Source organism: Peribacillus sp. NPDC101481, from assembly GCF_044767165.1.
Taxonomy (GTDB): domain Bacteria; phylum Bacillota; class Bacilli; order Bacillales; family DSM-1321; genus Peribacillus.
Window position 1 is genome coordinate 646,125 of record NZ_JBIWNJ010000002.1, and the last position, 26,813, is coordinate 672,937.

Below are 26,813 nucleotides of genomic sequence, written 5' to 3' on the forward strand. Positions count from 1 at the left end.
TAAATGGGTAAACGAGAAGAAATCTAAATTGAAGGTGGGATTACATGAAATTTGCGATTACGTCAAAAGGAGATGCGAAATCGAATACTTTAATGCAAAGGATGCGAACGTATCTTCAGGACTTTCATTTGGAATATGACGAAGATCAGCCGGATATTGTCATTTCTGTCGGTGGTGATGGCACTTTATTATATGCTTTTCATCGTTATAAGAATCGATTGGATAAAACCGCCTTTGTTGGTGTACATACAGGACATCTTGGTTTTTATGCAGATTGGACCCCTGATGAAATTGAAAAATTGGTGATTGCTTTAGCAAAAACACCATTTCAAATTGTGGAATATCCACTGCTCGAAACGATTGTCCGTTATCAGCATGGTGGACGGGAAGCCAGATTTTTGGCTTTGAATGAATCGACAGTCAAAAGTGTTGAAGGGACGCTCGTCATGGACGTTGAAATTCGCGGCCAGCATTTTGAGACGTTCCGTGGAGATGGTTTATGCATTGCGACGCCATCTGGAAGCACGGCGTATAATAAGGCGCTTGGAGGGGCCATCGTCCATCCATCAATCGATGCCATCCAGATTACCGAATTGGCATCCATTAATAACCGGGTGTTTAGGACGGTAGGATCCCCACTTCTGCTGCCGGCACATCATACTTGTATGTTCAGGCCGGTCAATGCGGTCAATTTTCAAATTACCGTCGACCATTTGTCCTTGCTTCAGGAAAATGTAAAGTCAATACAGTGCCGAGTGGCAGATGAGAAGATCCGATTTGCCAGATTCCGCCCTTTTCCTTTCTGGAAAAGAGTGCATGATTCATTTATTGCTAATTAAGGAGATAGACTCACCTCATGTCAAATCAAAACTTTTCTTTGACCTGGTCGGTTTTTGAAGAGGATTCTGGCTCTTTATTGCGAGAGTTTCTCAACAAATGCGATATTTCAAAACGAGCATTAACGGATATTAAGTTTAAAGGTGGATATATCCAGCTGAACGGCGAAGAAGTAACCGTAAGGGAACGGATAGAGACAGGCGACATCGTCACCGTCATATTTCCGCCGGAGCAGGCAAGCGAAGGCCTTTTGCCGGAACCCATCCCCCTGAATATCAGGTATGAAGATGAGTTTGTATTGGTTGTGGCAAAGCCCCCTTCCATGAATACCATTCCTTCCCGCGAGCATCCCCACGGCAGTTTGGCGAATGGCTTGGCGGGCTATTATAGGAAGACGGGAATACAGGCAACGATCCATATAGTTACACGTCTTGATCGGGACACATCCGGTCTGGTTTTAATTGCCAAGCACCGGCATATCCATCACCTTTTGAGTGAACAGCAAAAATCAGGACAGGTTAAACGGAGATATCAAGCCATAGCTGAAGGAATCGTTGAAGGTCCTGTAGGAGAGATAGTGGCGCCAATCGGACGAAAATCGACCAGCATCATTGAACGGGAAGTCAGGGAGGATGGCCGGTATGCCAGTACCCTATTTAAGGTATTGGCATACACAGAGTCCCATACATTCCTTAATTTGGAACTCCAAACAGGGCGAACACATCAAATCAGGGTCCATATGGCGCATATAGGTCACCCGCTGGCTGGTGATGATTTATATGGAGGGAAAAGGAACGGTATCCCTCGCCAAGCCCTTCATTGTTTTGAATTGAAATTTTTACATCCTTTCACCAAGAAGATGATGTTGTTTCAAGAGGAGTTACCAGAAGATATGAGCCGTTTGCTCGAGGGAAGTTGACTTTATAACCGGCGCATTAAAACGAATTCAAGCCTATGAAAAATCCATAGACGCAAAAAAACTCACCAAGATGGCGAGTTTTTTTGGTTAATCAAAAGATGTCCTGAATTTTTCCGCAATATAGGGCATAGTTGAAGGCACCTCTTGAAGCTCCATTTCGGGATAACGGACAGCGGTCAGTTTTCCACCGAAGACGCAGCCTGTATCAATATTGTATGTATGATTGACTCGTCTAGCTTCAGGAACTGGTGTATGTCCATATACGATCCATGTTTCCCCTTTATATGTTTGGGCCCAGTCCTTCCTGACCGGAGACCCATCGGGATGTTTGGAGCCATTTATATCACCATAGAGGACAAAGGTTTTTACCTTACTGCTATATTGACCAATATAGTCACTGCGAATTCCTGCATGGGCAATGATCAATCGCCCTTCATCAAGGAGTTGATAAAGTGGGGAACGTTCATACAGATCCATGAATTTTTTTCGGATCTTCTTCTGCTCCCGGATGTTCAGTGATTCATATTCAGCTACAGTAGTCTCTAAACCGTGCGATATTTGAACTTTATTGCCTGAAAAATAACGATACAATTTATTGCAGTGGTTACCTGGGGCATACCTTGCAATATTTTGGTTAATGACTAATTCATGGACAACCTCTATTACTTGTAGGGAATTTGGGCCGCGATCGGTTAAATCCCCTACAAAGCCGAGAATCCTTCCAGAGGGATGTACAGGAAACCCAGTCTCCCACGTATAGCCCATTTTTTCGGTCAGCTGCCTGAATTCAGCGAAACATCCATGAATGTCCCCGATGATATCGATGTTCATTTGACACATCCTTTGTTTGTTTTGTCTATGGTTATGGTATTAGTATAGTATTATTTAAAAAAATAAAATATAAACGAGGAAATGAAAAAATATGTATTAGGAGGTGTATGGTCATGGAGGAGATGAAGGACCGGGAGCAGGAGAGCAGTCAAATGAATAACGAGCTTTTGCTTGAAGCGCTTAAAACGGAAAATCTGGATCAGTTTCGTACGGAGTTCCTTGAAATGCATCCATATGATCAGGCTCAATTTTATACAAGCCTGTCAGATGAATTCAGATCCGTCGTTTACAAATATTTGTCACCGGAAGAAATGGCAGGCCTTTTTGAAAATATAGAAATAGATGAAGATGATTATGAAAGCCTGCTGGCAGAAATGAACCCTTCTTATGCAGCGGATATGCTTTCCAATATGTATGCGGATGATGCGGCTGACGTCCTGAATGAAATCAATGATGAGCAGGCGGTCAGCTATTTGACCATCATGGATGATGAAGCTGCAAGTGAAATCCAAGAGCTTCTGAACTATGAGGAATCTACGGCAGGAAGCATCATGACGACAGAGTTCATTGCCATTGAAGCAAACGAAACAGCTCGATCAGCCATGCAAATCTTAAAAAGGGAAGCTCCGGAAGCGGAAACGATATATTATGTGTTCGTTACCGATCAGGATAAGAAGCTGCTTGGTGTTTTATCGCTCAGGACATTGATCATAGCTGATGAAGATGCCTTGATCGGTGATTTAATGGATGACAGGGTAGTTTCCGTACCTGTATCGGAAGACCAGGAAGAGGTGGCACGAAAAATAAGGGACTATAACTTCCTTGCCGTGCCTGTCGTCGATTTCCAAAACCATTTGTTAGGGATTATTACGGTTGATGATATCATTGATGTCATGGATGAAGAGGCGTCTGATGATTATTCCAAATTGGCGGGTGTATCAAATTTGGACCATGTTGATAAGAGTCCCTTTTCTGCTGCTAAGAAACGGCTGCCATGGTTGATCATCCTTTTGTTTTTAGGTTTATTGACCGCCAGCCTAATTGGCCGTTTTGAGGAGACACTTAGCCAAAAAGCGATTCTTGCTGTATTTATTCCATTAATAGGCGGAATGGCCGGTAACACAGGAACTCAAGCATTGGCTGTTGCAGTACGGGGAATTGCAACAGGGGACTTGGAGCAGGATAGCAAGTGGAAGCTAGTTTTGCGTGAGGCCGGGACAGGCCTCATCACCGGCTTGACATGTGGAATAGCCATCACTTTAATCGTATATATTTGGCAAGGGGATTTAATGCTCGGTTTATTGGTCGGCATATCTATTTTCATTACATTGATAGTCGCCACACTCGCGGGATCGCTTGTACCGCTCCTCATGCATAAAATGAAGATCGACCCGGCGGTAGCTTCCGGACCATTCATCACAACCATCAATGACATTATCAGTATCCTGATTTACTTCGGATTAGCTACATTATTCATGGGCTATTTACTATAAGCTAAAGAAGGCCTTTTTGAAGCGTTATTCCCAGGTGGCTTTAGAAAACGGTGTTTTTATCAAAGGAAATTTGATATACTGTAATTAGTAGCAGGTACTAATAACTTGTATTAAAAATAGGAGGTCATATACGTTGACTTTTTCATTAGAAGGAAAAACGTTTGTCTTAATGGGTGTAGCTAATAAAAGAAGTATTGCATGGGGAGTTGCCCGTTCCTTACATAAAGCAGGTGCAAAGCTGATCTTCACTTACGGAAAAGACCGTACGGAAAAAAGCGTTAGGGAACTATCTTCTACATTGGAAGGGAAGCCCTCCATCATTTTACAATGTGATGTAACGAAGGATGAAAGCATTGAAAAATGTTTCGCGGCGATTAAGGAAGAAACAAGTATCATTCATGGCGTGGTACACAGTGTGGCATTCGCTAACAAGGAAGAGCTGGACGGTGAGTTCGTCAACACGAGCCGTGAAGGGTTTTTGCTTGCCCATAATATCAGTTCATTTTCTTTAACCGCTGTAGCTAAAGCGTCGAAGGATATCATGCCGGAAGGTGGCAGCATTGTCACAATGACTTATCTTGGCGGTGAACGTGTCATGCCTAATTATAATGTAATGGGAGTGGCCAAGGCCTCACTTGAAGCCAATGTCCGTTACCTGTCTAGTGATCTTGGCAAAGATAACATTCGAGTGAATGCAATTTCTGCCGGACCTATCCGTACCTTATCCGCTAAAGGTGTTCGCGACTTCAATACAATTTTAAAGAAGATTGAGGAAGAAGCACCGCTTCGTCGTACAACGACTCCTGAAGAAGTAGGGGATACGGCAGTATTTTTATTAAGTGACATGTCCCGCGGGATTACCGGGGAAAATATCCATGTGGATTCGGGTTATCATATAATTGGATGACAATATAGGAGGGGGGCCGATATCGGTCCCCTTTTTTTGTTGATTCTCCATTCTGCAGGTATATTTAGTGACTGCATCCTCAATTGAAATCTTTCCGATTTTTTCATCTTCGAATGTTTTAGTTTTTTCAGCTAATCCCCAACATCCTTAAGCTTGGTTAGTGTCCTTTTTTGGGGGAGTGTCACATCTCCAGCATAAAGAAGGGTGAATTTCATATAAATGATACATAGAGCGGATATTCATTGTTTGCGTGAATCAGCATAAACCTGCTTTCAACCCTATTCGTGAAAAAGAAGGAGGGGCATCATGGACGTGAAGAAAGTTGGTCTGCCTTGTGCTGATGGAAAAAAAACCATACAAAATACGCTGAAGAGACATATCAATTTACATGAAAAAAATATCAGCACTTCATATACCGCCGAGGAACTGGTGGAGCTATTGTCCCGACTTCCAGCCTTTGCACCTAAGCCTGTTTGTAAGTTCATCATCAATGACCGTACACTATTCGGGAAATTGGAACAAAAAAAAGAATCCAGTTTGTTCATAAGGCATAAATTCGGGAAAAAAGTTGTCCAATACCAAATGGAACAGCTGCAGTCCGTGGATATTCTGAAATATTAAGGAGGGTTTTCATGTCAGGGAAAAATGGCGATAAAGAATCGAAACCACTTATATATGTCGATCAAGCAAAAATATCAGATCTGCGTGGGAATATGCAAAGTGATTTTCGAACGAAAAAAGCTAAACCTCAAGACAGCGTTGAGCTGGAACTTCAGGAAGAAGACGAGAATAAAGAAGAAAAAATCGAACAGGTCAAACGCGAATTTGGTGTTTATGATGCCATGAAGGAAATTGAAAAGGAGATTACGGGTTTAAGGAAAATCACCGAACAATATGTCCCTGAGCAAAAGCCGGTTGAAGAAATGAAACATCCTGAACAAATAATACAGGAAAATGAAAAGCCAGTTAAGAGAAAAAGGAAAAAGGTGGAGAAGAAAGATTCTTCCCGGGACATCATTTCCCGCCTATCCAATCATCAAGGTTTTCCAAAGCCACTATGTGAGGCTGTTATTAACGGAGAAACGCTTCAATTTCATGTGTTGGGAATGAAGGGGGAATCAGTGAAGATTAAAAGAGGGAACCAAATCCGTTTCGTCGGTCTGCCTGATATTATCGATGCCAAAATAATTGAAAAATCCAAGTGAAGGAGCAATATTAAATGTTTCCCCCACAAAATGAATTTACTTTATTTATCATATTAGGCTTGGCTTCCTTCAGGCTGACACGTTTGATCGTCTTCGATAAAATTATGGAGCCGTTGCGCCGCCCCTTTTTTAAAGAGATAGAGGAAAAAAATGAAGCAGGAGAAGTGGAAATATTTTTAATTCCCAAGGAAAAGGGCCTGCTTGGCTGGTTTGGCCAATTGCTAAGCTGTTTTTGGTGCGTGGGTGTCTGGGTCAGCCTTTTTCTGGTTTTTATTTATATCCAACATTGGTTTATAGGTGACGTACTGATATTAATCCTTGCCGTAGCAGCAGTAGGAGCGATTATTGAAGTCATAATCAGCAAAATTATGGACATTTGATTGGAAACAACTTGTCTCTTCGTTCATATAGTATGGTATAGATGTTAAAGGAGGAGTCATAAATTGAATCAGAATCAAAATCCATGGGCTTATGCCAAACCGATCAAAAAAGATCAACCGGTCAAAATCAAGAAAGACTGTGGCTGTAATAATAACAATAAAAATAAAGGATATTGAGTATAAAAAAACCTTTCCATTCGGAAAGGTTTTTTTATTTCCTAATCCTACCATTCATAAAAAAACAGTTAAACAAGAAAATAAAAAGAGAACGATAAATTAGGATGTGATTCTATGTTCAGACAAGGAAGGTTTTTTAAGGCCAGCTTTCTGGTTTTTATAGTTGTTTTGTGTGTGCTTACTGCATGCAGCAATAAGAATGATGGAAAAACGGAGAATTTAGCAATGATAAAACGTACGAATCCTGAACCGATGGATATCATTAATGGGATGGATGAGAAGGATGAAAAAGGACTGATCTCAAAGGTCAAGGAAACAGTTGCTAATGAAGACACCATCTATGACGTGATCGTCGTGAAAAACGACAAAAAGATTATCGTCGCTTATAAAGTTAAGCACTTACAACGTTTTCATATGAAGAAAATTGAAAAGACTGTGACTAAACATCTGGAAGAGAAGTTTCCCAAAAATGATTTTATCGTATCTAGCGATTATAAAATCTTTTTGGAATCGGTAAGATTGAACGAGTTACTTAAGGAAAAAGATGTACCCGAGAAAAAGGCAAGGAAGAAGTTCAAGGAAATTGAAGAACTTCAAAAAGAATTAATTTAGAAGAGAGGTTCAGCACTATGAGCGGCAAGGAGAAAACGACCCCACAGCAGGATGCGTATCAGGAACTCCAAGGGAAGCATGAAATTAAAAGACCGATAGTGAAGAATTGTTTGAAGGCCTTTTTAGTAGGTGGCATTTTCTGCATAGTGGGACAAGCCATTTCCTACTTCTATATTTATTTTTTCAACTTTACGGAACAGACAGCCGGAGGCCCGACCACTGCTACCATGGTGTTCCTGGCTCTTTTGATGACCGGTTTCGGATTTTACGATCGCATTGGCCAGTTTGCTGGGGCAGGAAGTGCCGTCCCTGTCACTGGGTTCGGTAACGCAGTAATTTCGGCAGCCATCGAACATCGGACGGAAGGTTTTGTACTTGGAGTTGGATCCAATATGTTTAAATTGGCCGGATCGGTCATTTTATTTGGAGTATTTTCAGCCTTTGTCGTGGCGTTGATAAAAACGATTTACCTAATGATTGGGGGCTAAGCGGTGTTAAAGGGAAAACAAACATGGATCTTCACAAATAAACCGGTCATCTTGGAAACAGGGGTAACAGGCGGGCCATTTGAAGCTAATGGAGAAATCGCGGGTGATTTCGATATTCTATACGACGATTTGTGGATGGAGCAGGATTCATATGAAAAAGCTCATCGGCATTTGATGGAAAAAGCGGTTGAGCTTGCATTGCAAAAAGGTAAGATCGACAAGGAGCAGGTGCAATTTTTCTTGGCGGGTGATTTAATCAATCAGATTACACCTACAAGCTTTGCAGCCAGAACCAATGGAATTCCATATTTCGGCTTGTTTGGAGCCTGTTCCACATCGATGGAAGGGCTTGCTCTAGCTGCGTTCATCACTAATTATGGCGGGGCTGATTATGTGTTGACAGGCGCCTCGAGCCACAATGCAGCTGTTGAAAAACAATTTCGCTATCCAACTGAATATGGCGGGCAAAAACCACCTACAGCTCAATGGACGATAACGGGAGCGGGGGTGGCGCTTGTTGCTCCTGATGGAAGCAAGCAAGGGGAATTTCCTCATATTGTCTCCGCCACTATCGGTAAGGTCATTGACATGGGATTGAAAGATCCTTTCAATATGGGGGGAGCGATGGCCCCGGCGGCAGTCGATACGATACTTGCCCATTTCAAAGATACTGGTTTGACCCCGGATGATTATGATTTCATCATAACGGGTGATTTAGGTCAAATAGGGAGTGAGACAGCTCTTGACTTATTAAAGCAAAAAGGCTGTGAAATCAATCATGAAAAATTCAAGGATTGCGGATTGATGATTTTCAAAAAGGATCAGCCTGTTTTGGCTGGCGGGAGCGGTGCGGGATGTTCGGCAGTGGTATTATACGGTCATATACTGAATGAAATGATTTCCGGCAAATATAAAAAAATCCTGCTGGTCGCAACAGGAGCATTATTGTCACCACTTTCCGTCCAGCAAAAAGATACGATTCCGTGCATTGCCCATGCTGTAGCCATTGAATATGGGATGAATTCATGAAAAAGGAGAGATTTCGATGTTAGCAATGTTTTTTTGGGCGTTTGTCATCGGTGGCTTGATCTGTGTAGTCGGCCAGCTACTTTTCGATGTTGCTAAGCTGACACCGGCGCATACGTTAAGCTTATTCGTTGTAATAGGAGCTGTTCTAGGCGGATTTGATTTATATGAGCCGCTTGTTGACTTTGCCGGTGCCGGAGCAACCATACCGATCGTTTCGTTCGGGAACTCGCTGGTGAACGGGGCGATGATGGAATCCGAAAAACATGGTCTAGTCGGCGTATTGACAGGCATGTTTGAAATTACAAGTTCCGGTATCTCTGCAGCAATCGTCTTTGGCTTCATCGGAGCTTTGGTTTTCAGACCAAAAGGATGAAACAAGCGGAAATAGGCAGCCTGGACTAGGACATGGCCTATACATATATGTCCAGACCTACATATGTTATCAGTAAGCTTTAGCGAGAGCGAGGTGATATGTATGTTTGGTTATGGTGGCTACGGTTGTTGTGGCGGCAGCGGTTATGGATACGGCGGAGGATACGGTGGCGGCGGTTCCACTTTCGCGATAATCGTTGTATTGTTTATCCTATTGATCATTGTAGGGGCTTCTTTCTGCTAAGGAAAATGGAATAGGCAGAAGAAGCCTATTCCATTTTTTTTTATTTGTATGGGCCTAGCACCATTTTTCTGATAATGCCATAGGATAGGTACAGAAAAGGGAGGGGCTTAGGTATGGATAATAACTTTTTTAAAAACATAGAAGGTAAAACCGGCGTAAATATGAAAGATGTATTAGAATTGGCAAACTCGCTCCAAGGAGCCAATTTCAAAGATGAAACGACTGTTAGAAATGTCATTAAGCGCGTTTCAAAAATCGCGAATAAACCGGTCAATAAAGAAACGGAAGATAAAATCGTTCATTCCATCGTAGCTGAAGGGAATAAACTCGATTTCGGGACGATATCCAATATGATAAATAAAAAGTGAAAAAAGGCCTGCTATCATGCAGGCCTTCAGACTGCAGACAAACTCGAGGAAAGCGGGTTTGTCTGCAGTTTTTTTATTTAAAAAAAGTTCAAGCTTGATTTCATTCCATAAATTTGTAAGTGATTCGGGATGAGGCCATTCCGAACCCTATTTTGTTTTATCCATCCAATTCCATATATGGTTAGCATCAGCTTTGGTCAAAGCTTCAAGAAACGTGATGGATGGGCGGTCCGTCCGCGTCTAGTTTGCAAGATGGAAAGGTAAAGATCCTTTTTGGCCCTGGTTGCCGCTACATAGAGCAATCGTCTTTCCTCTTCAAGAGGGGTTAGTTCCCCTTTTCGGTAAGATTCAAGTGCGAAATCATGAGGGATGCTGCCATCAACAGCAGCAAGGACATAAACGGTTGGGTATTCAAGCCCTTTGGAACGGTGTATGGTGGTAAGCTGTATGGCATCCTTAAAATGTTTCGATAGCTGTTTGATCTCTTGGATCATCGCAGTCATATGATCTACATGTTCTAGGAAAGCGGCGACGGTAGGAAAACGATTTGCCGCCACCTTTAAGTCACGGATGTCATCGGACCCTTTTTCCAGGTTCGCATCATTTCCGCGTTTTTTTACATATTCCTGGTATCCTAAATCTTTTTCGATGATTTCCAAAGCTACGAGAGGCGACATTATTTTTAAAGAGCGGATCTGTCCTGGAATCGTTTTTAATCTTCGTTCCTGAAAAGCATGTCCTGTCTTAACAAAAGCAAATGCATCAATAAAATCACAATCCTGCAATATTGTCATTGCTTTTAATTCCTGTAATATACTTTGCTTTAAGAATAAGGAGGAAAGGACATCAGCTGCTGCCTTGCTGTCATGCGGGAACAAACTCAAACGCATAAAGGCAAGCATGCCGCGAATGACCTTGCGCTGATAAAACGAATCCGCATCCTTTTCAATGACGAATGGCAGGTTGGAAGCGGCCAGCCGTTCAAAAATGGCCCTGGACATCGTGTGTGTCCTGTACAATACCGCAAAATCCCCAGGGTTTGCTCCCTTGGATATTTTCTCTTGGATATCGGATACGATCATCGTTGCTTCCAATTCCTCATCATAAGGATAAAATAAAACAGGGGGATTTCCTGAATCATGCTGTGCCCTCATCTTTTTCTCCATCCGGTTCTGGTTGCGCTTGATCAATCGGTTCGCTGTAGCGACAATTTCATGGGAAGATCGGTAATTCTCCGTCAGCTTCACAACTTGGGAACGAGGGAAATCATGATTGAAATTCAAAATATACTTCGGATCGCTTCCCCGGAATGAATAGATCGATTGATCATCATCGCCAACTGCACATACATTTTTTGATTCAGCAGAGAGGAGTTTTATCAATTCATATTGAACTTTATTGATATCCTGAAACTCATCTACCAAAAAATAATTAAACCTTTGCTGATATTTCTTTAAAAAATCGGGGTGGTTTTTTAAAAATACATAACAGCCTACAAGCATATCATCAAAATCATACTTCCCTGTTTGCTGTTTATATTCTTCATATTTCTTATATAAAAATAAACACGATTTCTCCCAATCGTCCTTAGGTTGGATATCCTCTGGAAAAGCCAATGAGTTTTTCCAAAGCCCAATTTGTTGAAGGGCTTGATCATATGCAAATTCCTTTTCATCAAGTTCCAATTCCCTGCCAGCCTGTTTCAATACCTTTTCTTTTTCCCACTCCCACTTCAATAGGAAATCACGCTGCCATTTGGCTGGTTCATGGAAAATGAGGATTTTATAAAAGATGCTATGAAAGGTCCCGCTCACGATTTGAGAAACAAGGGAAGGAGTCATATATGGATAACCGAGCAGACGCTGCTGCATTTCCTTTGCTGATTTCGCCGTAAATGTTACAAGCATGATACTTTTAGGATCAATCTTTTTCACTGTAAGCATGTAGGCTGTACGTACCGTCAATACGCGGGTTTTCCCGCTGCCTGCTCCGGATAGGACAAGAATTGGTCCATCGATTGTCGTTACCGCCTTGAGTTGCTCTGCATCGAGAACAACCCCTGATGAGGATAATTCTTGAAAGTATGGTTCTTCTGATTGTGCCAGACAGGATGGTTTATCTGAATATTTCGGGTTGCCGGTTATGGGCCGGCTTTTAAGGAAAGGTTCTGTAATGGTTTTTGTTTCCGTAATGGTTCGTGATGTAGGAATCCTAAATCCATTCTGTTCCATATATTCTAATGGCTTTTCCTCATTTATTGTTTCTGAAATTGGCAAGTCACAGGGTACCTGCGATGGATCACTATGATAAAAATAAGGCGTTTCATGGATTCCAATAAATAATTTCACTGGTTTATGACAAATGATACAAGAAAGCTGATCACGTTTTCCTTTTTCAAAAAGTGTCTGCAGCTCACCAGCTGAAACGGTATGTAAATGTACGATTTCATTGCCAGATTTTGCTTGATTCATATAAATGGATACCTCTAATCTATTAAAAATATCGGCAATACTCATCATACCAGAAGATTAGGAAAAAAGAATGCGGAAAATCGTGTTTAAATATTGTTTCGGACGGGTAATTAAATGACAATACAACTATGTAAATATAAGGAGGGAAAACTATGGGGTACATAGCACCTGTCACACAATTTGATTATATTCAATATGCCAACCGGACGATCGAAGCTGCAGAGAATGTAAGAATTGTTAAAGGGACGACACCCATTCAACCTGTCCGTTTTGATCAGGTGCTTAAAAGTGAAAGGGGAAGCTTTGAAGGATTACATCAAATTAAAGATAATAATCGGGAAAGTACATATGGGGCAGGCACAAATAAATATCAAATGGGCATGAGGGTCAGTGAAGAAATAACGGCGGAAATGACAGGAAAAGGAGGGTTCTTCAACGAAGTTGTCTAGATATGCCACCAAAAACAAAAGAGGACACGCGAAGTGTCCTTTTTGTGTTGATTCCTTAGAGAATGTCAATTTCTACGATTAGAGCTAACAATAGTTGCAATAATAATTGGATGTTTAGAGCGATTTGTGCATCAGTTGTTGTAATGTCGATATCACGGCTGTTTTCAACAATTGTTTTTTGGCGCGTGATTTGTTTAACATTAGAAGATTGGATTAATTCTTGAGTGATCTTTTCAGCATTATCAGAATCTGCGATTGAAATGCTTACGATGACCGCAATTGCAGCTTGTAGAGCAGCTTGAAGAGAAAGGGCCGCTTTAACATCCGTTGAAGTGACATTTACATTACAAGAATCTTTAATGTAAATAAGTTCTTCAGAAAGCTGAACTTGATTATTATCCTGTCTTGCCTCTTGGTCAATGCGTGTGTCATCGTCGTTACAGAACCCTGACAGGGGATGTCTGGAAGCTGAATCTAGAGCCGACCATGATCTTTCAGAGTCTTCATGTGTGTTACAGTTGCTACGATATACATTTTGGTTCATGTTGTTTTTTCCTCCTTAGGTTTTATTCCCTATTAAAATATGCTTTGATGGGTAATCGGGTTGGACGAATAAATCAGTTAATTCGTCTATTTTTTAATACTTAGAGAAAGTATTAGTGTGTGGGGATGAATAATAAAGAAGCTGGAGCTTTAGGAATGAAATGTAAGTGCTGCTATGACTCGGTTTACTTAATTCTCGCCAGCAAGTAAGGTTTGATTAGGTGATATGGTGTGTCATTTATCTTTGGAATCCGTGAATTTGTTGTGAATGGAATTTGTAACTGGATTAACATCATGTTCAGTGATGTTCTTTTCTTGGTTTATGATTTTTTGTGATTGCTCTTGTAAATGGCGAATGGTTTCTTTAAGGTTGTTTTTCTCTCTTTCAGTCAGATCGACTTTTTCCTTTTTGAAACCATGTTTTCTCATAGTCCTCGAAACCAGCAGTTCCATCAGTCTTTTTTGAGACTCCTCCAGGTTAAAATCATTGTTACCCATAAAATTTTCCCTCCTTCTTGCTTTCTATATATAGACTATGTATTTTTGCTGAGATTGCCATTGAACGGAAATGGTTTTTTTTATTAAACGATAATTTAAGTTCATGAACGAACAAAAAAAGCTGTCCAATCAGAGAACTGAAAGGACAGCTTTTGTATATTATAAAACGGTTTTCTTCATCGTTTTATGAGGAATGCCGGCATCCATGAATTCGTCGGAAACGACCTCATACCCTAATTTCGAATAAAAAGGGATGGCATGGACCTGGGAATCAAGCTTCAATTGAGGTACTTTCTGCTGGATGGCGTATTCCTCAATAGCATTCATGATCATGGCACCGGCACCATTCTTACGGCCAGATGATAGTACACAAATGCGCTGGACTTTACCGATGTTGTCGATGCCCCTGAAACGGCCGGCACCGATTGGCTGATGCTGATCATCATATAAAACGAAATGTGTAGACTCTTGTTCATATTCATCGATCTCTTCTTCAAGAGGGACGTTTTGTTCTTGGACGAACACTTTTTTTCTGATCATATAAGCATTTTCAAGCTCTTGGCTGTTTTCTGCGATTTTTACAAACACGAAATCATTCAGCTCCTAATCTAAATGTTTCATAAACTGTCCATGCCCCATCTTCAAGTTGATACAGCAAGTGAACTCGTTTCACCTCTTCTTCATGGCTGATGTCAAGCATGCTTAATTGGCCTAAAACATCAGAGTGCTCATTATCGGATAAATCTTGAGCGATGGTAATATGCGGGACAAATGCATGTTCACTTTCACTTTTCATGAAGTCCTCATTGTTAAGTGCATCATGCAGCTCTTGAAGCCCTTCGGATAATTCCACTTTGAAATAAATGGTATTGCTTACAGGTTGGAAAGACTTCGTTTTCGTAACGCTTATCGTAAAAGGCCTGCACTTACGAGCAATGTCTTTTAATTGATCGGCGATTGTTGAAATTTCCATATCCGTCGCTTCGAACGTTGGTTTAAGCGTCAGATGCGGTGGTATGAAAGCATATTTCGTATCATACCGTTTGCGATAGGAGTTAGCTAAATCTTGAAGTTTTTTTGAAGGGAAAATTGCAACACCATATTTCATAAATAAAACCTCCTGATATTTTTTTATCGTTGTATTATAGTTGACCATGTTTTTCTTTAACCCTTCACAAAAGGAGAGGGTTAGAACATTTCCAATAGTGCTCGTTTTAAATCTGCCTGCCAGTATTTCCAGGTATGATTACCTTCAAATTCTTCATAGAAGTACGGAAATCCTTTTTGATTTATTAATTTATGCAATTCCCTGTTGGGCTCTATGAAGTTTGCCTTCTTGCCATCCGTCGTCGGAACATCCGTTTCCCCAGTCCCGATCACATGGTAAAGTTCGAGAAGATGCGGATCCTCAAAATTACGTACAGCATCCATTACTGCCTCATTGGCAAGTGGCGACTGCATGATGCATTTCCCAAATGTATGCGGATACTTTAGTGCGGCCAATAAAGAAACTGTACCGCCAAGAGAGTCACCGATCAAAGTTCGACCATGTCCCATTTGATAGGTAGGGAATTCATCATCTAAAAACGGGACAAGTTCATGGGCAAGAAAACGTATGTATGCAATGTGCTGTTCCCCGTCGGGATGATATTTGCGCCTGCGGTCAAAGCGGTCTTTATAGGGAATGCCGACAATGATGATATTCTCAATCTCATCGTTCCCTAACAGTTCATCTGCTACCCGACCAATTCGACCCATTTGAAAATAATCACGGCCATCCTGAGCAATCACAAGCGAATATTTATACAGTGGCGAAAAATTAGCAGGTAAGTAAACAAGCAGTTCCAATTCTTCTGCTAAAGCTTCGCTTTTAAACATGTACTCTTTAATTGTGCCTTTGCGTAAACTCATTCTCCCGCACCTCATGATAATTAATAATGAAAAACAACTTACTTGATTATTTTAGCATAGCCTAGCGACTTTTTCCCGTGACAAGATTTTAGAATAGAAAATTTTCATTGTATTTTCTAAAAATTTGAATAATAAGGTGCTATAATAAAAGGATATAGAAAAATAATACAATAAAAAAGGTGGCGAATAAAATGGCAGATGTACAAGTACACAGCAGGGAAGTAACGAAGGCGGCTAAACGAACATTATTAGAGCGTGGTGTCAGTGTGGAGGCAATTGCAAAAATCGTTTATGAATTGCAGTTCCCGTATAAAGCTGATCTAAAGCTGGAGGAATGCATCCACAGCGTTGAGCGTGTCCTGTTGAAAAGGGAAATTCAACATGCCATTTTAGTCGGTGTGGAGCTGGATAAACTGGCCGAGCAAAAAAAACTATCAGAACCCCTGCAATCGATTGTTGAGTCTGATGAAGGGCTATTCGGAGTGGATGAAACGATTGCCTTTGGTGCAGTGCTCGGTTACGGAAGCATTGCTGTAACGACCTTTGGCCATTTGGATAAAAATAAAATAGGCGTCATACACGAACTTGATAAGAAGCAAGAAGGAATCGTGCATACCTTCCTGGATGATATCGTTGCTAGCATTGCCGCGAGTGCCGCCTCAAGGTTAGCTCACCGTCTGAGAGATGAAGAAGAATCGTTAACCGAACAGGAAAAGGACATCCAGGAAGAAGAAGAGTTAATCGGTTGAACCTTGATTAACAATCTTCAGCCAGACCTATCAAACCTAGCCTTAATGAGGCGGGCAGAAAGGATATTGGCCACTTTAAATGTCCGTTTTGTCTGCCTTAGAAAACAGAATGCGTGAATATGGCCTGGATAAATTTCAAGCACCTGTATTTTCCGCTGCGTGATCTTACCTTGTTCGGAGAGATAAATTATCTCCAATGGAGCATTTCCTTCCATATGTTTACGAAGTATATATTTCATTCCCTGTCACTCCTTTGCTGACTTGCTTGCTATCATTATATGCGAACGTACGTTTTATATGCAAGTGAAAAGGGAATGTTTGTTCGTGTTTTGCGGAGCGGGGAAATAAAATAAGAAAAAATTAAAACTTTTTTAATATAATGCGTTGACTTTTTAACAAAAAAACTTATAATAAATTATGTACTTAAGTAACCAGTCAGTCATTACATACGACTTGTTAGCTCAGTGGGAGAGCACTTCCTTGACAGGGAAGGGGTCGTGGGTTCGAATCCCTCACAGGTCATCAACTGCCAAAGGCTCAAATCCTTGATATCACAAGGATTTGGGCCTTTTTTTATTTTTAAAAGAATATAGTTCATTTTGTATTATTTACTCAATTGGTGGCGGATGGAGAAGGATTAAAACGCATTACAGGTCAATTATTTGTAATAATTAATATTTCAAGGACTGTAGGTAAAGCCTTTTGCTTATTCAGCTCACGTTGGATGTTAAAAATAAGACCGTATTTTTGGCTTTTCTTTAAAAGGTACAAAATTATATTCTTCGGTAAAACCCACTTTACTATAATGTGTTGGATTACCTTTACTATCAAATACCATGCACGGGAATACTTCTTGGAAGCTCTGAACATGACGCATGAAGACTATGCAAAATATCGGCAAACGATGAAAGACTTCAGAGTTAAATTTTCAGCTCACAGAGAGTGTGGTTACAACGAACCTGTCCCCTACTTTGATATTGCGCATAATGTAGCACTTCATTACGTTTCTTGGCTTGAAAAGTATAATACAATCCCTTCACTTGAAATGATGGTAGAAGAATATCAAGAAGAATTACAAGCAATGATAGAAAGTTTTAAAGTGAAATAAATAGAAGGAGGAAAGTATGGAAGAGTAATTAAAAGTAAAATTCCTTTCCAATTAGGGGTTCTATTAGGGGATTAATCATACTTCTCGTATGACTTCCCCTCCACTTCAGTATTATATGGTAAATGTTTCCTGGTTTTAACTGTGTGATTTTAATATCTCAACAGTTTATCATATTGATATAGGAAGAATAACTTAATCTACTACTATAATGAAGTAAGTCTTTAAAAGGGAAGTGATAGTTAAATGCTTTATATAAGCGATATCGAAAAGATAATTAATAACACATTAAATGAGCACAATTTGGATATTATTTATGAATTTGACAATAATCTAAGTGCACCTATGAGTTATAACGTATCGACCAATACTATAAAATTCAATTACCTTCAAGTTAACGGTTATAAAGGGAAAATTAGAATTAAAGAGACAGAGGAAGACTTTGTTAAAATTATTCTTTATCGTATGATTGGTTATTATTTAGATTTTAAGAAAAACAAACATGATTTAAGGATTTTAATGTATGGTCACGAAGAAGAAAAAGAAAAGCTAAAATCTGAAATAGAAACTAATGCTTGGGATTATGGGAGAACATTAATACCTGAACAACTATTGGAGTCATATGATAAGGTTCGTGAATTAGATAAAATGCTAATAAATTAATGTACTCTAAGAAAATGGTGCAGAAATGGATAAACCTTCTTCCTCTGAATGAGGAAAATTGCAGTTTTCCTCGTTATATCATGGCATACTTTTCAACTACACTCGTTATGTTAATAAAATAAAACATTCCTCCTATATCTATTTCTTATTTCAATACTGGGGGCCTATGGAAGTGACTTAGTAATTATAGTAACATTTACTTATCTAAAATAGGGAATTGTTGTATTAAAATGGTATTTGAGAATAAATAGAGAAAAAGTACGTTGACTCAATAATGAGGTGAAAAGATGAATTCGGATAAAGTCAGAGCATTAACAAAAGTGTTTCAGGAATCTTCTGAGGAGTTAAAATTAGATGAATCAAAATTAATGCAGAGTATACATACAAATACGGAGACATGGGCTGGCGAAGCCCGGAAAAAATTTGATTCAATACTAGATGAAGCAGCTGTCCTATTTCAAAGACATTCAGACAATCTTTATCAAATAAGTAGAGAATTAGAAAGCGCAGCAAATGAAGTTGACAGAGTGAGAGAAGAGATTGAAAGACAAAGAGAATTAGAGCGCCTAGCTTGTATGAAGGATGAGTAGAAACAAAATGAATGAAGGATATAAAGAGGTGTCATATGAAACCGAAGAATAGGGATCGTAAAAGTTTGGAAGAGGAAGGCTGGATGCTCCCGGATAAGAATAAGCAAAATAAAGATGGTAGTTTACTCCCCGGCTGCGGTGGTTTTTTTATTTTGTTCATTCAATTTGGTGTTTTGGCACATCAAATAATCACTCTTTTTTAAGTCAACCTTATGTCCGCTAAAGTTATACAACTGTACTTGCCAATATGATAATCGTTTTGAAAGGTTTAAAATGGCTCGTAATAAGTAGAGACAAGGAAAGAAAAAAGAAGATGGCGGTAAGCAAGGAATGGATAAAAATTGGGTACCGGATTGTGTCGACCCATTTATCCTGCCTTTACAGATTATTCTATTAGGACATCACTTTTTTCATAGTATATAGATGAAATAGTTCATAAAGGAAAAGAAAAGAGGATGATACAGTGGGGAATAAAATTTCCGTAGACCCAGATCGTTTAGAATATTTAGCAAATGAGTTTGTCTCGCACTTGTCAAAAATTGAAGAAGAATACAAGAGTCTTCATTTGGAACTAGTGAACCTAATTAGCAGTGCTCCAGCAGAGTATAGTCATTGTTTTTATCAAGTAGGAGATCCGTGGGGAACAGGAAATCAAATAGTTGACCTTCTGAGTGAAATGGAGATCGACCTTCGAATGACCGCCAATAAATTTTCCGATGCTGATAACTTAGTCGGTCAACTTTATAAACTGCATGAGAAATATGGAGCGCTCACTGCAATGGGTGCTTTAGTATCAAAGCAGCTTGCATTTTATGGGCTAGGATTTACACAATTTATCAAAAATAGTGATGATGTCTATATGTATAAACATATGAATGTCCTAAATAAACTAACAGATGTAGTCGATAATTCCAAATTTCGTAATGTAGCAAGAGCCTATTTAAATCCAACCTTTTTATTGAAAAAATATAGAGATGTTCCATTTGCTGATTTAGTTCACAAAAAGGTTGCCAAATATCTTCCTGGTGATGTTGTTAAGTATACAGATAGTTCAAAGGCATTATTTGAAGGGATTAATCATCGAGCATTGGACTCTACAACGTTTAAATCATTTCTACAGACGGGAGCGAAATTTGCCAAAACCAACGCTGTTAGTGCAGTACTGGTAACAGGAGTAATGGAAGCAGGCGGAATGGGACTGAAAATTTCCGAAAACTATGCGAAATATGGAAATAATCCAGAGGTCTTAAAGCGAGAAAATGCAAAAGCGGTAGGAAATGCAGTGAATAATACCGTAGCGATTTCTGGAGGTTCCATTGCGGGAGCATTCGTAGGAGGGGCTCTAGGAAGTTTAGTAGGCCCAGTCGGTACGGTTGTAGGAGCCGCTGCAGGTTCATTTGTAGGAGGACTTGTTGGAGAGCAAGCGGCTAAGCTTACGGCAGGTATAGCAGAGAAAGCAGCGATTATCATTAAAGAACCTATACATGATGGGCTTGGACTGATTAAAGGTGGTTTGGAGAAAGCTGGGAAAGTTGTTGAAGGTGTTAATAAAGGTGTTGATTTCTTAAATGATCAAATTAAGGATACTATTGCTGACCCAATAGGGAAGGTGGGGGAAATTGGTAAGGGATTATCTAAAGCAAAAGAAACAGCGAGTTCCCTTGCCGATGGAGCAAAAGATTTTTTTGAGGATAAATTTTCATTTTTTTAAGGAGGATATATGAATACCGTTCAATTAAGTATTGAAGAGTTACTTTTTTCATTTTATAGTGAAGGTTTATTTGAACAAGGAATGTCGATTAAGGAAACCTATTTTCAAACGCTTCAAGATGCCGAGTTGAAATTAATGCTAGAAATTGCCTCTCGCTCTTTGTTAGCAAAAGATATGTTAAAGGAAGTAAATAATCAATATAAGTTAAAAGATGAATTTGCTGCCTATATTCATACATTGAATAATGCAGAAAGTACCGTAACGGCTTCTAAACATCAGCCAGACTTAAATGGAGAAGATAGTATTTCCTTTCATTTTAAAAAAGGAGAGGTTTATTTACATAAAGTATTGTACGATCATCAAGTTCACTCTATTTCTAAGCTGCCGAAAGAAGAAATCCTTTCAGTTATAAGCGGTTTTTTCCATTTCCATACGTTAGAAAAGCAAGGTGAAGTTATTCTTCAGTTAAAAAGTGAAGAATTTGAAGAACTTTTAGAAGATGTAAGTCAATCTCATTCTTTACCGGAGTCAATTGTTCAGAAATGGGTAAGTAAAAAGGGAGAGTCTACTAGTATCTTAGAGTTTTTAAATGATATTTCGAATAGAAACGGTAAAATGGATAGTTTAGTAAGCTTAACGTATGACTCAGAGAATAACCCTGACCTAAAAGATCTTTATTTTATGATTCCAGGAAAGAATGAATGTTGGCTAGCTACAAGGGACAACAACCTTGACCTGAGTATTCAGAGAGCAAATGAGGCATCTATTAATCAACTATTATTAACCAACAAGATTCTTCCAGCTTAAGGAGGTGCATTATTTGGTAAACGTTAAGAAAGAAAATAACGCCATTCAGATAAAAGGGTCAAAGTTCATGTACGGGTGGATGTTTCTTGCGACTGTAGGGTTTTTAATTGCTTGTTTTTTCTTAATCATACACGGTTTGAAATTTGAGTCCAAGTATTCCTTATTTTACCTTGGTGGTGGTCTCATCTTTACTCCTTTTTACCTTTACCTAACGCTTTGGTCACTTCCAGGTTTTATTCCAGGAAAGGTCCTGTTAACGATTGTCCAAGGTGAAAATGGTACGATTAAGACGAAGAAAGGTACAGTTTATATTAAGAATATCCGGAATATCGATTTAGTAAGAAATCCACTGAATTTAATCAATGATATAGTCATTGACACCCTTGATGACAAAACCATAAAAATTCGTACGTATAATTTACTTGATGACCTGGATTATCAGGTGGTCGTTGATCAATATCTTTATCCCTATATTACAGAAAATGCAAAAAAAGTATGGGATCGCAAGGTGGATTTAGATAAATTGCAAAGAGTAGCCAAATACGAGCGCCAAGAGCAGAAAATTGATTAACGATCATTCAAATTAAAAGATCTCAGTCCAAAGCTGGTGATTCGTGTCCAATTGTCTTTTTCATTATAAATCTGTTATAATCCGATTACTTTCACTTCCTGACAGGGAAGGGGTCGTGGGTTCGAATCCCTAACAGGTCATCAACTGACAAAGGCTCAAATTCTTGATATCACAAGGATTTGGGCCTTTTTTGTTTATAAAATATAGTTCATTTTGTATTATTGACTCAATTGGTGGCGTAACGGTGGCGGATTGAGAAGGATTTAAACGTACTACAGGTCAATTATTTATAATAATTAATATTTCAAGGAACTGTAGGTAAAGCTTTTTGCTTATTCAGCTAATGATGGAGGTTAAAAATAAGACCATCACCGATTCGGTGTTTCGGCTGTTTATCGAAGAGATAGTCCCTTCAACATACATTCAATAAATGCAATCCATTTGTCTTCCTTTTTTGAACGATACATAGGTGAATTTGTGAATTTGTTAAATCAGTATATGTTTATTCGTGTTCAATATTATCAGCTGTACCGAGTGAAATTAATGTTTGATGAAATCAGCCGAATTAGGGTCGATAATACTTACGATGGTTTAATATTGTAAAAATTTAACAGACGAGTTATTCTTAAATCACCTAACAAGGCACAATATTAAAGGAGAAAATAGTGAGTTATCTCGGAAAGTATTTGAAAATGCCACCAACAATTGAAAAGCTCCATAAATTAGAGAAGGAAATTGAAAAAGAAGGCCAATCCTTAAGTGATTTATCCCTTTATTTGGAATTTGACTTCTCCCCTTATGAAAATACTCCCTATGATGTCATTACATTTGCTAGTACAGGCGTTGACGGCATACATTTCGGATTTCTAACTGACTTCGGAACAGTATCTGATTTAGAGAATGCTTTTGTTGTATGTATTAGTCCAATGGATTTTGATTCACAAATAAAGATTGTAGCAAGGAATATAAGGGAGTTTCTTAACTTGGTTTGTACGATGAAAGATGCCTTAACTATTTCTAACTTTAATATCCTGGAAGAAGAGGGACAGTATATTCGTTTGCTCAAAGAACTAAAACAAGTAGAACCTGAAGATGAGGAATTTGAAGAGGACGCAAACTATGTAGTGGAAAAGATAATAGCCACATTCGATAGCGAACGAATAGAAGATGTCTATCATTATGTGGAAGGAAAAGTAAGGACAGAAAGAGAGCAACAAACTATTTTATCAACCCTTGATGGGTTAGGCATAATATCTGTAGAGAACATTACAAGCAATTTTCTCCCATACAAACTTGAAAAAGATATGACGATTGACATGGAAGAAGTGAAGGCCTTTTTTAATTCTGCAACAACAGAAAGTAAAATGGCTTTTTTCAGAGATGTCCAATTTACTTACTTAATTGCAGATGAGATAGCGTTAAAAGAATTGGTCATACATGAAATGATAAAATTAGGTTTACAGGATGAAGTCGATAGATTATACGTGTTTTAGGTCCTCTTTTTCTTGTCTAATTAACACCATAACCCTTAACATAACCAAAAATTATTAGAAGGTTACTTGTAGGGGTATTTACTTAATCATAAATGATCCAAACGAGGGCTTATTTGGAACATTAATTAAGGAGGCTTTCACCAAGTCGTAAATGAAGGTGAAGTCAATGGAAGCCTCCATTTTACGAACCAAATGGTTCGCCGGCACCGGTTGATCTCACTGAATAGAATTATGTTTCGAAAGCATCCTCATCACCTCAAGTTTTAATAGATCTATTTTAAAACAAAAAAGACTGTAGGAAAAAGGAGTTCTATCTAAATTTTTAAACATAGTTGATTGGAGCGAGTGCATGGAATGGAAATCAACGTCCAAATTTGTACAAGCAAAAAAACTGTAGACAAACTCGATGAAAATCGGGTTTGTCTACAGTTTGAGGGGACCTTCATAAATTGAGGTCCCTTTTTCATAATGTATTACGGTAATGAAGTTTTATATTGTTCCATTAAATCACCTGCATATAAGCTTGTTATCATTAAGAAAATGGCAAGCCCAATGTATAATGAGAACCAGATGACTTTTGTTTTGAGACTCGATGAGTAATAGGATTTCTCTTTATCCCTAATTTCAGTTTGTTTTTGCACTTCTTTAAAGAACGTTGCTACTATTCGTTCATACGTGCCTATATTTTCAAAATCGGTCGGTCCGTTCTGGTATTCATTCGAATTAGTAGCATCCATTAAGGATCTATAAATATTTAATTTTACCTCGGTCAGCTGTTTTTCTTTTAGCTTATTATCATCAAATAGCGGGATATGCCAACTCTTCATGTTGTTAAACTTTTCATATAGTTGGCTTAATTCCATATTCCAAATATTAACCAGGCGAATTTTTTCTTCATCTGTTGCACCTGCATATTGTTCGAGTTGCCCTAACCCAAATTGATTCAGTTCGATGATGATGTCTCTTTGATTTCTGGTTGTCTCGCTACGAAATTCTTTCCACCACTTAGAAATACCCAATAATAAGAAAAGAATTAAAAATGGATTTGGATGGAGAAACAAATATACAACCATTCCGATAATCCCTAATACCCAAAGCTTTGTTGAGATGACTCCCACTATACGTCCTCCATCAAGAGGATGCACAGGCATTAGATTTAATAGGTTAATCATGGCTCCAAGTGTAATAACTAAAAGCCAAAATGGATTTTCCGTCATCATAAATAGGGGGATGGCTGGTAGAAATGCTAATGTACCTAATAAAGGACCTCCGAAGGCAAGATAAGCTTCTTGGTTAGCATTCTTGGGCTCTTCTTTAAGGGCAATTAATGCTCCTACAAAAGGGATGAAAATGGCATTGGATGTTTTGATGCCTTTTCTCTTAGCAGCAAGTAAATGCCCCATTTCATGGATGTAAATTAGATAGACTAGGGCCACGGCAAATTTCCAACCGTAAACCAAGGCATACGCTCCTAATGAAACGAAAATAGAAATCAGGGAACCTACTTTTGCTATTTTCAATAGCGCAAACAACCATTTTATTTTTCCCAGAAAAAATAACCCGATTGCCCCCAAACTTAACCATCCTTTATTCAATTTAGATTCTTTCAAAATGTACCTCCTAGAGTAAATGGGAAAATAGATGACCCCAGTGACACTATGTCAACCTGAGCGTCTTCTTGATTTATCATTTTGCTAATATCCTTATTATATCGTATTTTTCTTATCCTTTTAGGAATATTTTTCCTAGAGTATTAACTTTCAAGTATTACATTTTTTTATAATTAAGATTAAGTCCTTTATATTTAGGAATTTCTTTTCCGCCTCTCTTCACGCCAAAGCCATCAATTCAAATGCTTAATTAAAATCGATAGTTTAAAGCGGTACAATCACTATTTTATTAGTAATATACGGTCTGATTGGGGGCGAATTCCAAATAATCGGAAAGTATCAGAGGGTAATTTTATTGTGAAAAAGAGCGATAACCCCTTACGTGTCAGTATTTCTGGGAATAATAAAGAACTAGAGAAAAACAATGAGATAGTTTTGACAGGGAAGGGGTCGTGGGTCGAATCCCACACAGATCATCAACTGCCAAAGGCTCAAATCCTTGATATCACAGGGGTTTGGGCCTTTTTATTTTTTTGATTTCCATTTATTATTCCTGTGTGATTCTGCATTGCACGGAAACTGGATTTGTGACGCCGGCTCGTTCGTTGCATGACGTTAGCCACTTTGGTACACTATGCAGAAGTGCTTTTTTAGTTTGATTGCTAGGATTTACTATGGAATCGCATGGATGAGCTGCAGGATCTTTACATAAATCATGGTCCATGGGGGTGTATCTTAAACGAACCCTTAAAATGGAACTCCTTTTACTCTGTAGACTAGTGCAGCAGTTACAAAACCATTAACAACTTAACAATTTAAATGTTTCTAAGAAAGGACCATCTGTTCCCTCATACAGCAGGAGTTGTATGGGGGCTTGTATTTTATCGAGAATTTTCTGTTTAGATGACTTTACAGGAATAAAATAAGGAGGACGCAATGAACAATTATAAATTGACCATTCAATATGATGGCGGGCGCTATAAGGGCTGGCAACGACTGGGTAATAGTGATGATACGATTCAAGGGAAAATAGAAAATGTATTAACGGAAATGGCAGGGGAAAAAATTGAAATCATCGGATGCAGCAGAACGGATGCAGGTGTACATGCCCTTGCTCAAATCGCCAATTTTAAGCTCGGTGAAAATCTGACTGAAGCTGAAATCATGAATTATTTAAATAGATATTTACCCCGAGATATCAGCATTGTCGATGTTACGCTAGTTCCTGATCGTTTTCATGCCCGTTATAATGCTAAGGATAAAACCTATTTGTATAAGATCTGGAACGAGCCATACACAAATCCTTTCATGAGAAAGTACAGTATGCATGTAGAGGAAAAGCTGGATATCACTAGAATGAAAAAAGCATGTCAATTTTTTATAGGTGAACATGATTTCACTGCTTTTTCAAATGCAAAGTCCAAGAAAAAATCCATGGTGCGTGAGATATATTCCATTGATATAGAAGAAAATGCCGGCTTCATCCAAATTACTGTGCGAGGCGATGGATTTCTTTATAATATGGTTAGGAAGATTGTCGGGACGTTGATAGAAGTAGGGTTAAATGAAATAGATGCTGAAAATATACCGAGTATTTTAGAGTCAAAAGAAAGAATCCAAACGGGCCGTATGGCGGAGGCAGCTGGGTTGTGCTTGGTTAAGGTTGATTTTTAGGTCAAATATTGATGCATCGGTTATTGCATGTAAAGTGTACAGGCAGTAGAAAAAGGGAAGTAATAGGGAAGAATGGTAAAGCAATAGAACGAAAGAAGGAGAGGGT

Annotated in this window: 33 protein-coding genes and 1 tRNA gene; 25 read left to right on the forward strand and 9 right to left on the reverse strand. The window is 38.9% G+C overall.

Annotation, left to right across the window (positions count from 1 at the left end):
* Positions 1–44: 44 nt before the first annotated feature.
* Complete coding sequence (locus ACIROD_RS13110; protein WP_053534153.1) at positions 45–839, forward strand: NAD kinase; 795 nt, start codon at positions 45–47, stop codon at positions 837–839.
* 17 nt (positions 840–856) lie between these two features.
* The gene (locus ACIROD_RS13115; RefSeq protein WP_402941395.1) at positions 857–1,756 is read left to right on the forward strand and encodes an RluA family pseudouridine synthase; all 900 of its coding nucleotides are present in this window, start codon (positions 857–859) and stop codon (positions 1,754–1,756) included.
* Positions 1,757–1,843: 87 nt separating this feature from the next.
* Here the strand turns inward: ACIROD_RS13115 and prpE are convergent, their stop codons facing one another.
* A complete protein-coding gene (gene prpE / locus ACIROD_RS13120; protein ID WP_402941398.1) occupies positions 1,844–2,587 on the reverse strand; it encodes a bis(5'-nucleosyl)-tetraphosphatase PrpE in 744 nt (247 codons plus the stop codon).
* A 122-nt stretch (positions 2,588–2,709) separates the two neighbouring features.
* Here prpE and mgtE point away from each other — a divergent pair, with 122 nt between their 5' ends.
* From mgtE to spoVIF, 11 genes are all read left to right on the forward strand, one after another.
* Complete coding sequence (gene mgtE, locus ACIROD_RS13125) at positions 2,710–4,080, forward strand: magnesium transporter (protein ID WP_402942911.1); 1,371 nt, start codon at positions 2,710–2,712, stop codon at positions 4,078–4,080.
* Between the two features lie 133 nt (positions 4,081–4,213).
* Positions 4,214–4,987 carry an enoyl-ACP reductase FabI gene (gene fabI / locus ACIROD_RS13130; RefSeq protein WP_402941400.1) on the forward strand — a complete coding sequence of 258 codons (774 nt, stop codon included), beginning with the start codon at positions 4,214–4,216 and terminating at the stop codon, positions 4,985–4,987.
* 306 nt (positions 4,988–5,293) lie between these two features.
* Entirely contained in the window at positions 5,294–5,608 is a 315-nt protein-coding gene (locus ACIROD_RS13135; protein ID WP_260356938.1) for a hypothetical protein, read from the forward strand.
* 11 nt (positions 5,609–5,619) lie between these two features.
* Positions 5,620–6,192: a hypothetical protein gene (locus tag ACIROD_RS13140; RefSeq protein WP_402941403.1), complete on the forward strand. Its 573-nt coding sequence runs from the start codon at positions 5,620–5,622 to the stop codon at positions 6,190–6,192.
* A gap of 14 nt (positions 6,193–6,206) precedes the next feature.
* On the forward strand, positions 6,207–6,572 hold the full coding sequence (locus ACIROD_RS13145) for a DUF1360 domain-containing protein (protein ID WP_402941406.1): 366 nt from the start codon (positions 6,207–6,209) through the stop codon (positions 6,570–6,572).
* 402 nt (positions 6,573–6,974) lie between these two features.
* The gene (locus ACIROD_RS13150) at positions 6,975–7,361 is read left to right on the forward strand and encodes a YhcN/YlaJ family sporulation lipoprotein (protein ID WP_230177398.1); all 387 of its coding nucleotides are present in this window, start codon (positions 6,975–6,977) and stop codon (positions 7,359–7,361) included.
* Positions 7,362–7,378: 17 nt separating this feature from the next.
* Positions 7,379–7,849 carry a stage V sporulation protein AC gene (gene spoVAC, locus ACIROD_RS13155; RefSeq protein WP_230177400.1) on the forward strand — a complete coding sequence of 157 codons (471 nt, stop codon included), beginning with the start codon at positions 7,379–7,381 and terminating at the stop codon, positions 7,847–7,849.
* Positions 7,850–7,852: 3 nt separating this feature from the next.
* Positions 7,853–8,878 (forward strand): stage V sporulation protein AD, encoded by a 1,026-nt coding sequence (spoVAD, locus tag ACIROD_RS13160; protein ID WP_402941411.1) that lies wholly within the window; start codon positions 7,853–7,855, stop codon positions 8,876–8,878.
* A 16-nt stretch (positions 8,879–8,894) separates the two neighbouring features.
* On the forward strand, positions 8,895–9,251 hold the full coding sequence (spoVAE, locus tag ACIROD_RS13165) for a stage V sporulation protein AE (protein WP_063577046.1): 357 nt from the start codon (positions 8,895–8,897) through the stop codon (positions 9,249–9,251).
* Between the two features lie 102 nt (positions 9,252–9,353).
* On the forward strand, positions 9,354–9,494 hold the full coding sequence (locus tag ACIROD_RS13170; RefSeq protein WP_101224097.1) for a YjcZ family sporulation protein: 141 nt from the start codon (positions 9,354–9,356) through the stop codon (positions 9,492–9,494).
* A 113-nt stretch (positions 9,495–9,607) separates the two neighbouring features.
* The gene (gene spoVIF / locus ACIROD_RS13175) at positions 9,608–9,862 is read left to right on the forward strand and encodes a sporulation-specific transcription regulator SpoVIF (RefSeq protein ID WP_034314458.1); all 255 of its coding nucleotides are present in this window, start codon (positions 9,608–9,610) and stop codon (positions 9,860–9,862) included.
* A gap of 197 nt (positions 9,863–10,059) precedes the next feature.
* On the opposite strand, the gene ACIROD_RS13180 is transcribed toward spoVIF, so the two are convergent.
* Positions 10,060–12,333, reverse strand: a complete 2,274-nt coding sequence (locus ACIROD_RS13180; protein WP_260357950.1) for an ATP-dependent helicase — start codon at positions 12,331–12,333, stop codon at positions 10,060–10,062.
* Between the two features lie 152 nt (positions 12,334–12,485).
* Between ACIROD_RS13180 and ACIROD_RS13185 the strand changes: the two genes are divergently transcribed.
* Positions 12,486–12,782: a hypothetical protein gene (locus ACIROD_RS13185; protein ID WP_402941416.1), complete on the forward strand. Its 297-nt coding sequence runs from the start codon at positions 12,486–12,488 to the stop codon at positions 12,780–12,782.
* A 55-nt stretch (positions 12,783–12,837) separates the two neighbouring features.
* Here the strand turns inward: ACIROD_RS13185 and ACIROD_RS13190 are convergent, their stop codons facing one another.
* The 5 genes from ACIROD_RS13190 to ACIROD_RS13210 all read right to left on the reverse strand — a co-directional run bounded on the left by ACIROD_RS13190 (position 12,838) and on the right by ACIROD_RS13210 (position 15,734).
* Entirely contained in the window at positions 12,838–13,326 is a 489-nt protein-coding gene (locus ACIROD_RS13190; RefSeq protein ID WP_101224094.1) for a spore coat protein, read from the reverse strand.
* Between the two features lie 233 nt (positions 13,327–13,559).
* The gene (locus ACIROD_RS13195) at positions 13,560–13,823 is read right to left on the reverse strand and encodes a hypothetical protein (protein ID WP_101224093.1); all 264 of its coding nucleotides are present in this window, start codon (positions 13,821–13,823) and stop codon (positions 13,560–13,562) included.
* Between the two features lie 159 nt (positions 13,824–13,982).
* Positions 13,983–14,411 (reverse strand): GNAT family N-acetyltransferase, encoded by a 429-nt coding sequence (locus tag ACIROD_RS13200; RefSeq protein WP_402941421.1) that lies wholly within the window; start codon positions 14,409–14,411, stop codon positions 13,983–13,985.
* Between the two features lie 4 nt (positions 14,412–14,415).
* Complete coding sequence (locus ACIROD_RS13205) at positions 14,416–14,931, reverse strand: YjcG family protein (protein ID WP_101224091.1); 516 nt, start codon at positions 14,929–14,931, stop codon at positions 14,416–14,418.
* An 80-nt stretch (positions 14,932–15,011) separates the two neighbouring features.
* Complete coding sequence (locus ACIROD_RS13210) at positions 15,012–15,734, reverse strand: alpha/beta hydrolase (protein ID WP_101224090.1); 723 nt, start codon at positions 15,732–15,734, stop codon at positions 15,012–15,014.
* A 191-nt stretch (positions 15,735–15,925) separates the two neighbouring features.
* On the opposite strand from ACIROD_RS13210, the gene ACIROD_RS13215 reads away from it, so the two are divergent.
* Positions 15,926–16,483: a phosphatidylglycerophosphatase A family protein gene (locus ACIROD_RS13215; RefSeq protein ID WP_101224089.1), complete on the forward strand. Its 558-nt coding sequence runs from the start codon at positions 15,926–15,928 to the stop codon at positions 16,481–16,483.
* Positions 16,484–16,500: 17 nt separating this feature from the next.
* Here the strand turns inward: ACIROD_RS13215 and ACIROD_RS13220 are convergent, their stop codons facing one another.
* The gene (locus tag ACIROD_RS13220) at positions 16,501–16,722 is read right to left on the reverse strand and encodes a hypothetical protein (protein ID WP_101224088.1); all 222 of its coding nucleotides are present in this window, start codon (positions 16,720–16,722) and stop codon (positions 16,501–16,503) included.
* A 211-nt stretch (positions 16,723–16,933) separates the two neighbouring features.
* Here ACIROD_RS13220 and ACIROD_RS13225 point away from each other — a divergent pair.
* The 9 genes from ACIROD_RS13225 to ACIROD_RS13265 all read left to right on the forward strand — a co-directional run bounded on the left by ACIROD_RS13225 (position 16,934) and on the right by ACIROD_RS13265 (position 23,423).
* A tRNA-Val gene (locus tag ACIROD_RS13225) sits at positions 16,934–17,005 on the forward strand.
* A gap of 346 nt (positions 17,006–17,351) precedes the next feature.
* Positions 17,352–17,591 (forward strand): hypothetical protein, encoded by a 240-nt coding sequence (locus tag ACIROD_RS13230; RefSeq protein ID WP_402941426.1) that lies wholly within the window; start codon positions 17,352–17,354, stop codon positions 17,589–17,591.
* A 243-nt stretch (positions 17,592–17,834) separates the two neighbouring features.
* Positions 17,835–18,251, forward strand: a complete 417-nt coding sequence (locus ACIROD_RS13235) for a hypothetical protein (protein ID WP_054397148.1) — start codon at positions 17,835–17,837, stop codon at positions 18,249–18,251.
* Between the two features lie 287 nt (positions 18,252–18,538).
* Positions 18,539–18,841: a WXG100 family type VII secretion target gene (locus tag ACIROD_RS13240; RefSeq protein WP_230177407.1), complete on the forward strand. Its 303-nt coding sequence runs from the start codon at positions 18,539–18,541 to the stop codon at positions 18,839–18,841.
* Between the two features lie 35 nt (positions 18,842–18,876).
* Positions 18,877–19,044 (forward strand): hypothetical protein, encoded by a 168-nt coding sequence (locus tag ACIROD_RS13245; RefSeq protein ID WP_402941431.1) that lies wholly within the window; start codon positions 18,877–18,879, stop codon positions 19,042–19,044.
* Between the two features lie 260 nt (positions 19,045–19,304).
* Positions 19,305–20,552: a glycine zipper domain-containing protein gene (locus ACIROD_RS13250; protein ID WP_402941434.1), complete on the forward strand. Its 1,248-nt coding sequence runs from the start codon at positions 19,305–19,307 to the stop codon at positions 20,550–20,552.
* Between the two features lie 9 nt (positions 20,553–20,561).
* Entirely contained in the window at positions 20,562–21,359 is a 798-nt protein-coding gene (locus ACIROD_RS13255; RefSeq protein ID WP_402941437.1) for a hypothetical protein, read from the forward strand.
* A gap of 13 nt (positions 21,360–21,372) precedes the next feature.
* The gene (locus ACIROD_RS13260) at positions 21,373–21,930 is read left to right on the forward strand and encodes a DUF5381 family protein (RefSeq protein ID WP_230177409.1); all 558 of its coding nucleotides are present in this window, start codon (positions 21,373–21,375) and stop codon (positions 21,928–21,930) included.
* 665 nt (positions 21,931–22,595) lie between these two features.
* The gene (locus tag ACIROD_RS13265; protein WP_402941440.1) at positions 22,596–23,423 is read left to right on the forward strand and encodes a hypothetical protein; all 828 of its coding nucleotides are present in this window, start codon (positions 22,596–22,598) and stop codon (positions 23,421–23,423) included.
* 473 nt (positions 23,424–23,896) lie between these two features.
* On the opposite strand, the gene ACIROD_RS13270 is transcribed toward ACIROD_RS13265, so the two are convergent.
* Positions 23,897–25,033: a site-2 protease family protein gene (locus ACIROD_RS13270; protein ID WP_402941443.1), complete on the reverse strand. Its 1,137-nt coding sequence runs from the start codon at positions 25,031–25,033 to the stop codon at positions 23,897–23,899.
* A gap of 936 nt (positions 25,034–25,969) precedes the next feature.
* On the opposite strand from ACIROD_RS13270, the gene truA reads away from it, so the two are divergent.
* Complete coding sequence (gene truA / locus ACIROD_RS13275) at positions 25,970–26,707, forward strand: tRNA pseudouridine(38-40) synthase TruA (protein WP_402941446.1); 738 nt, start codon at positions 25,970–25,972, stop codon at positions 26,705–26,707.
* Positions 26,708–26,813: the final 106 nt, after the last annotated feature.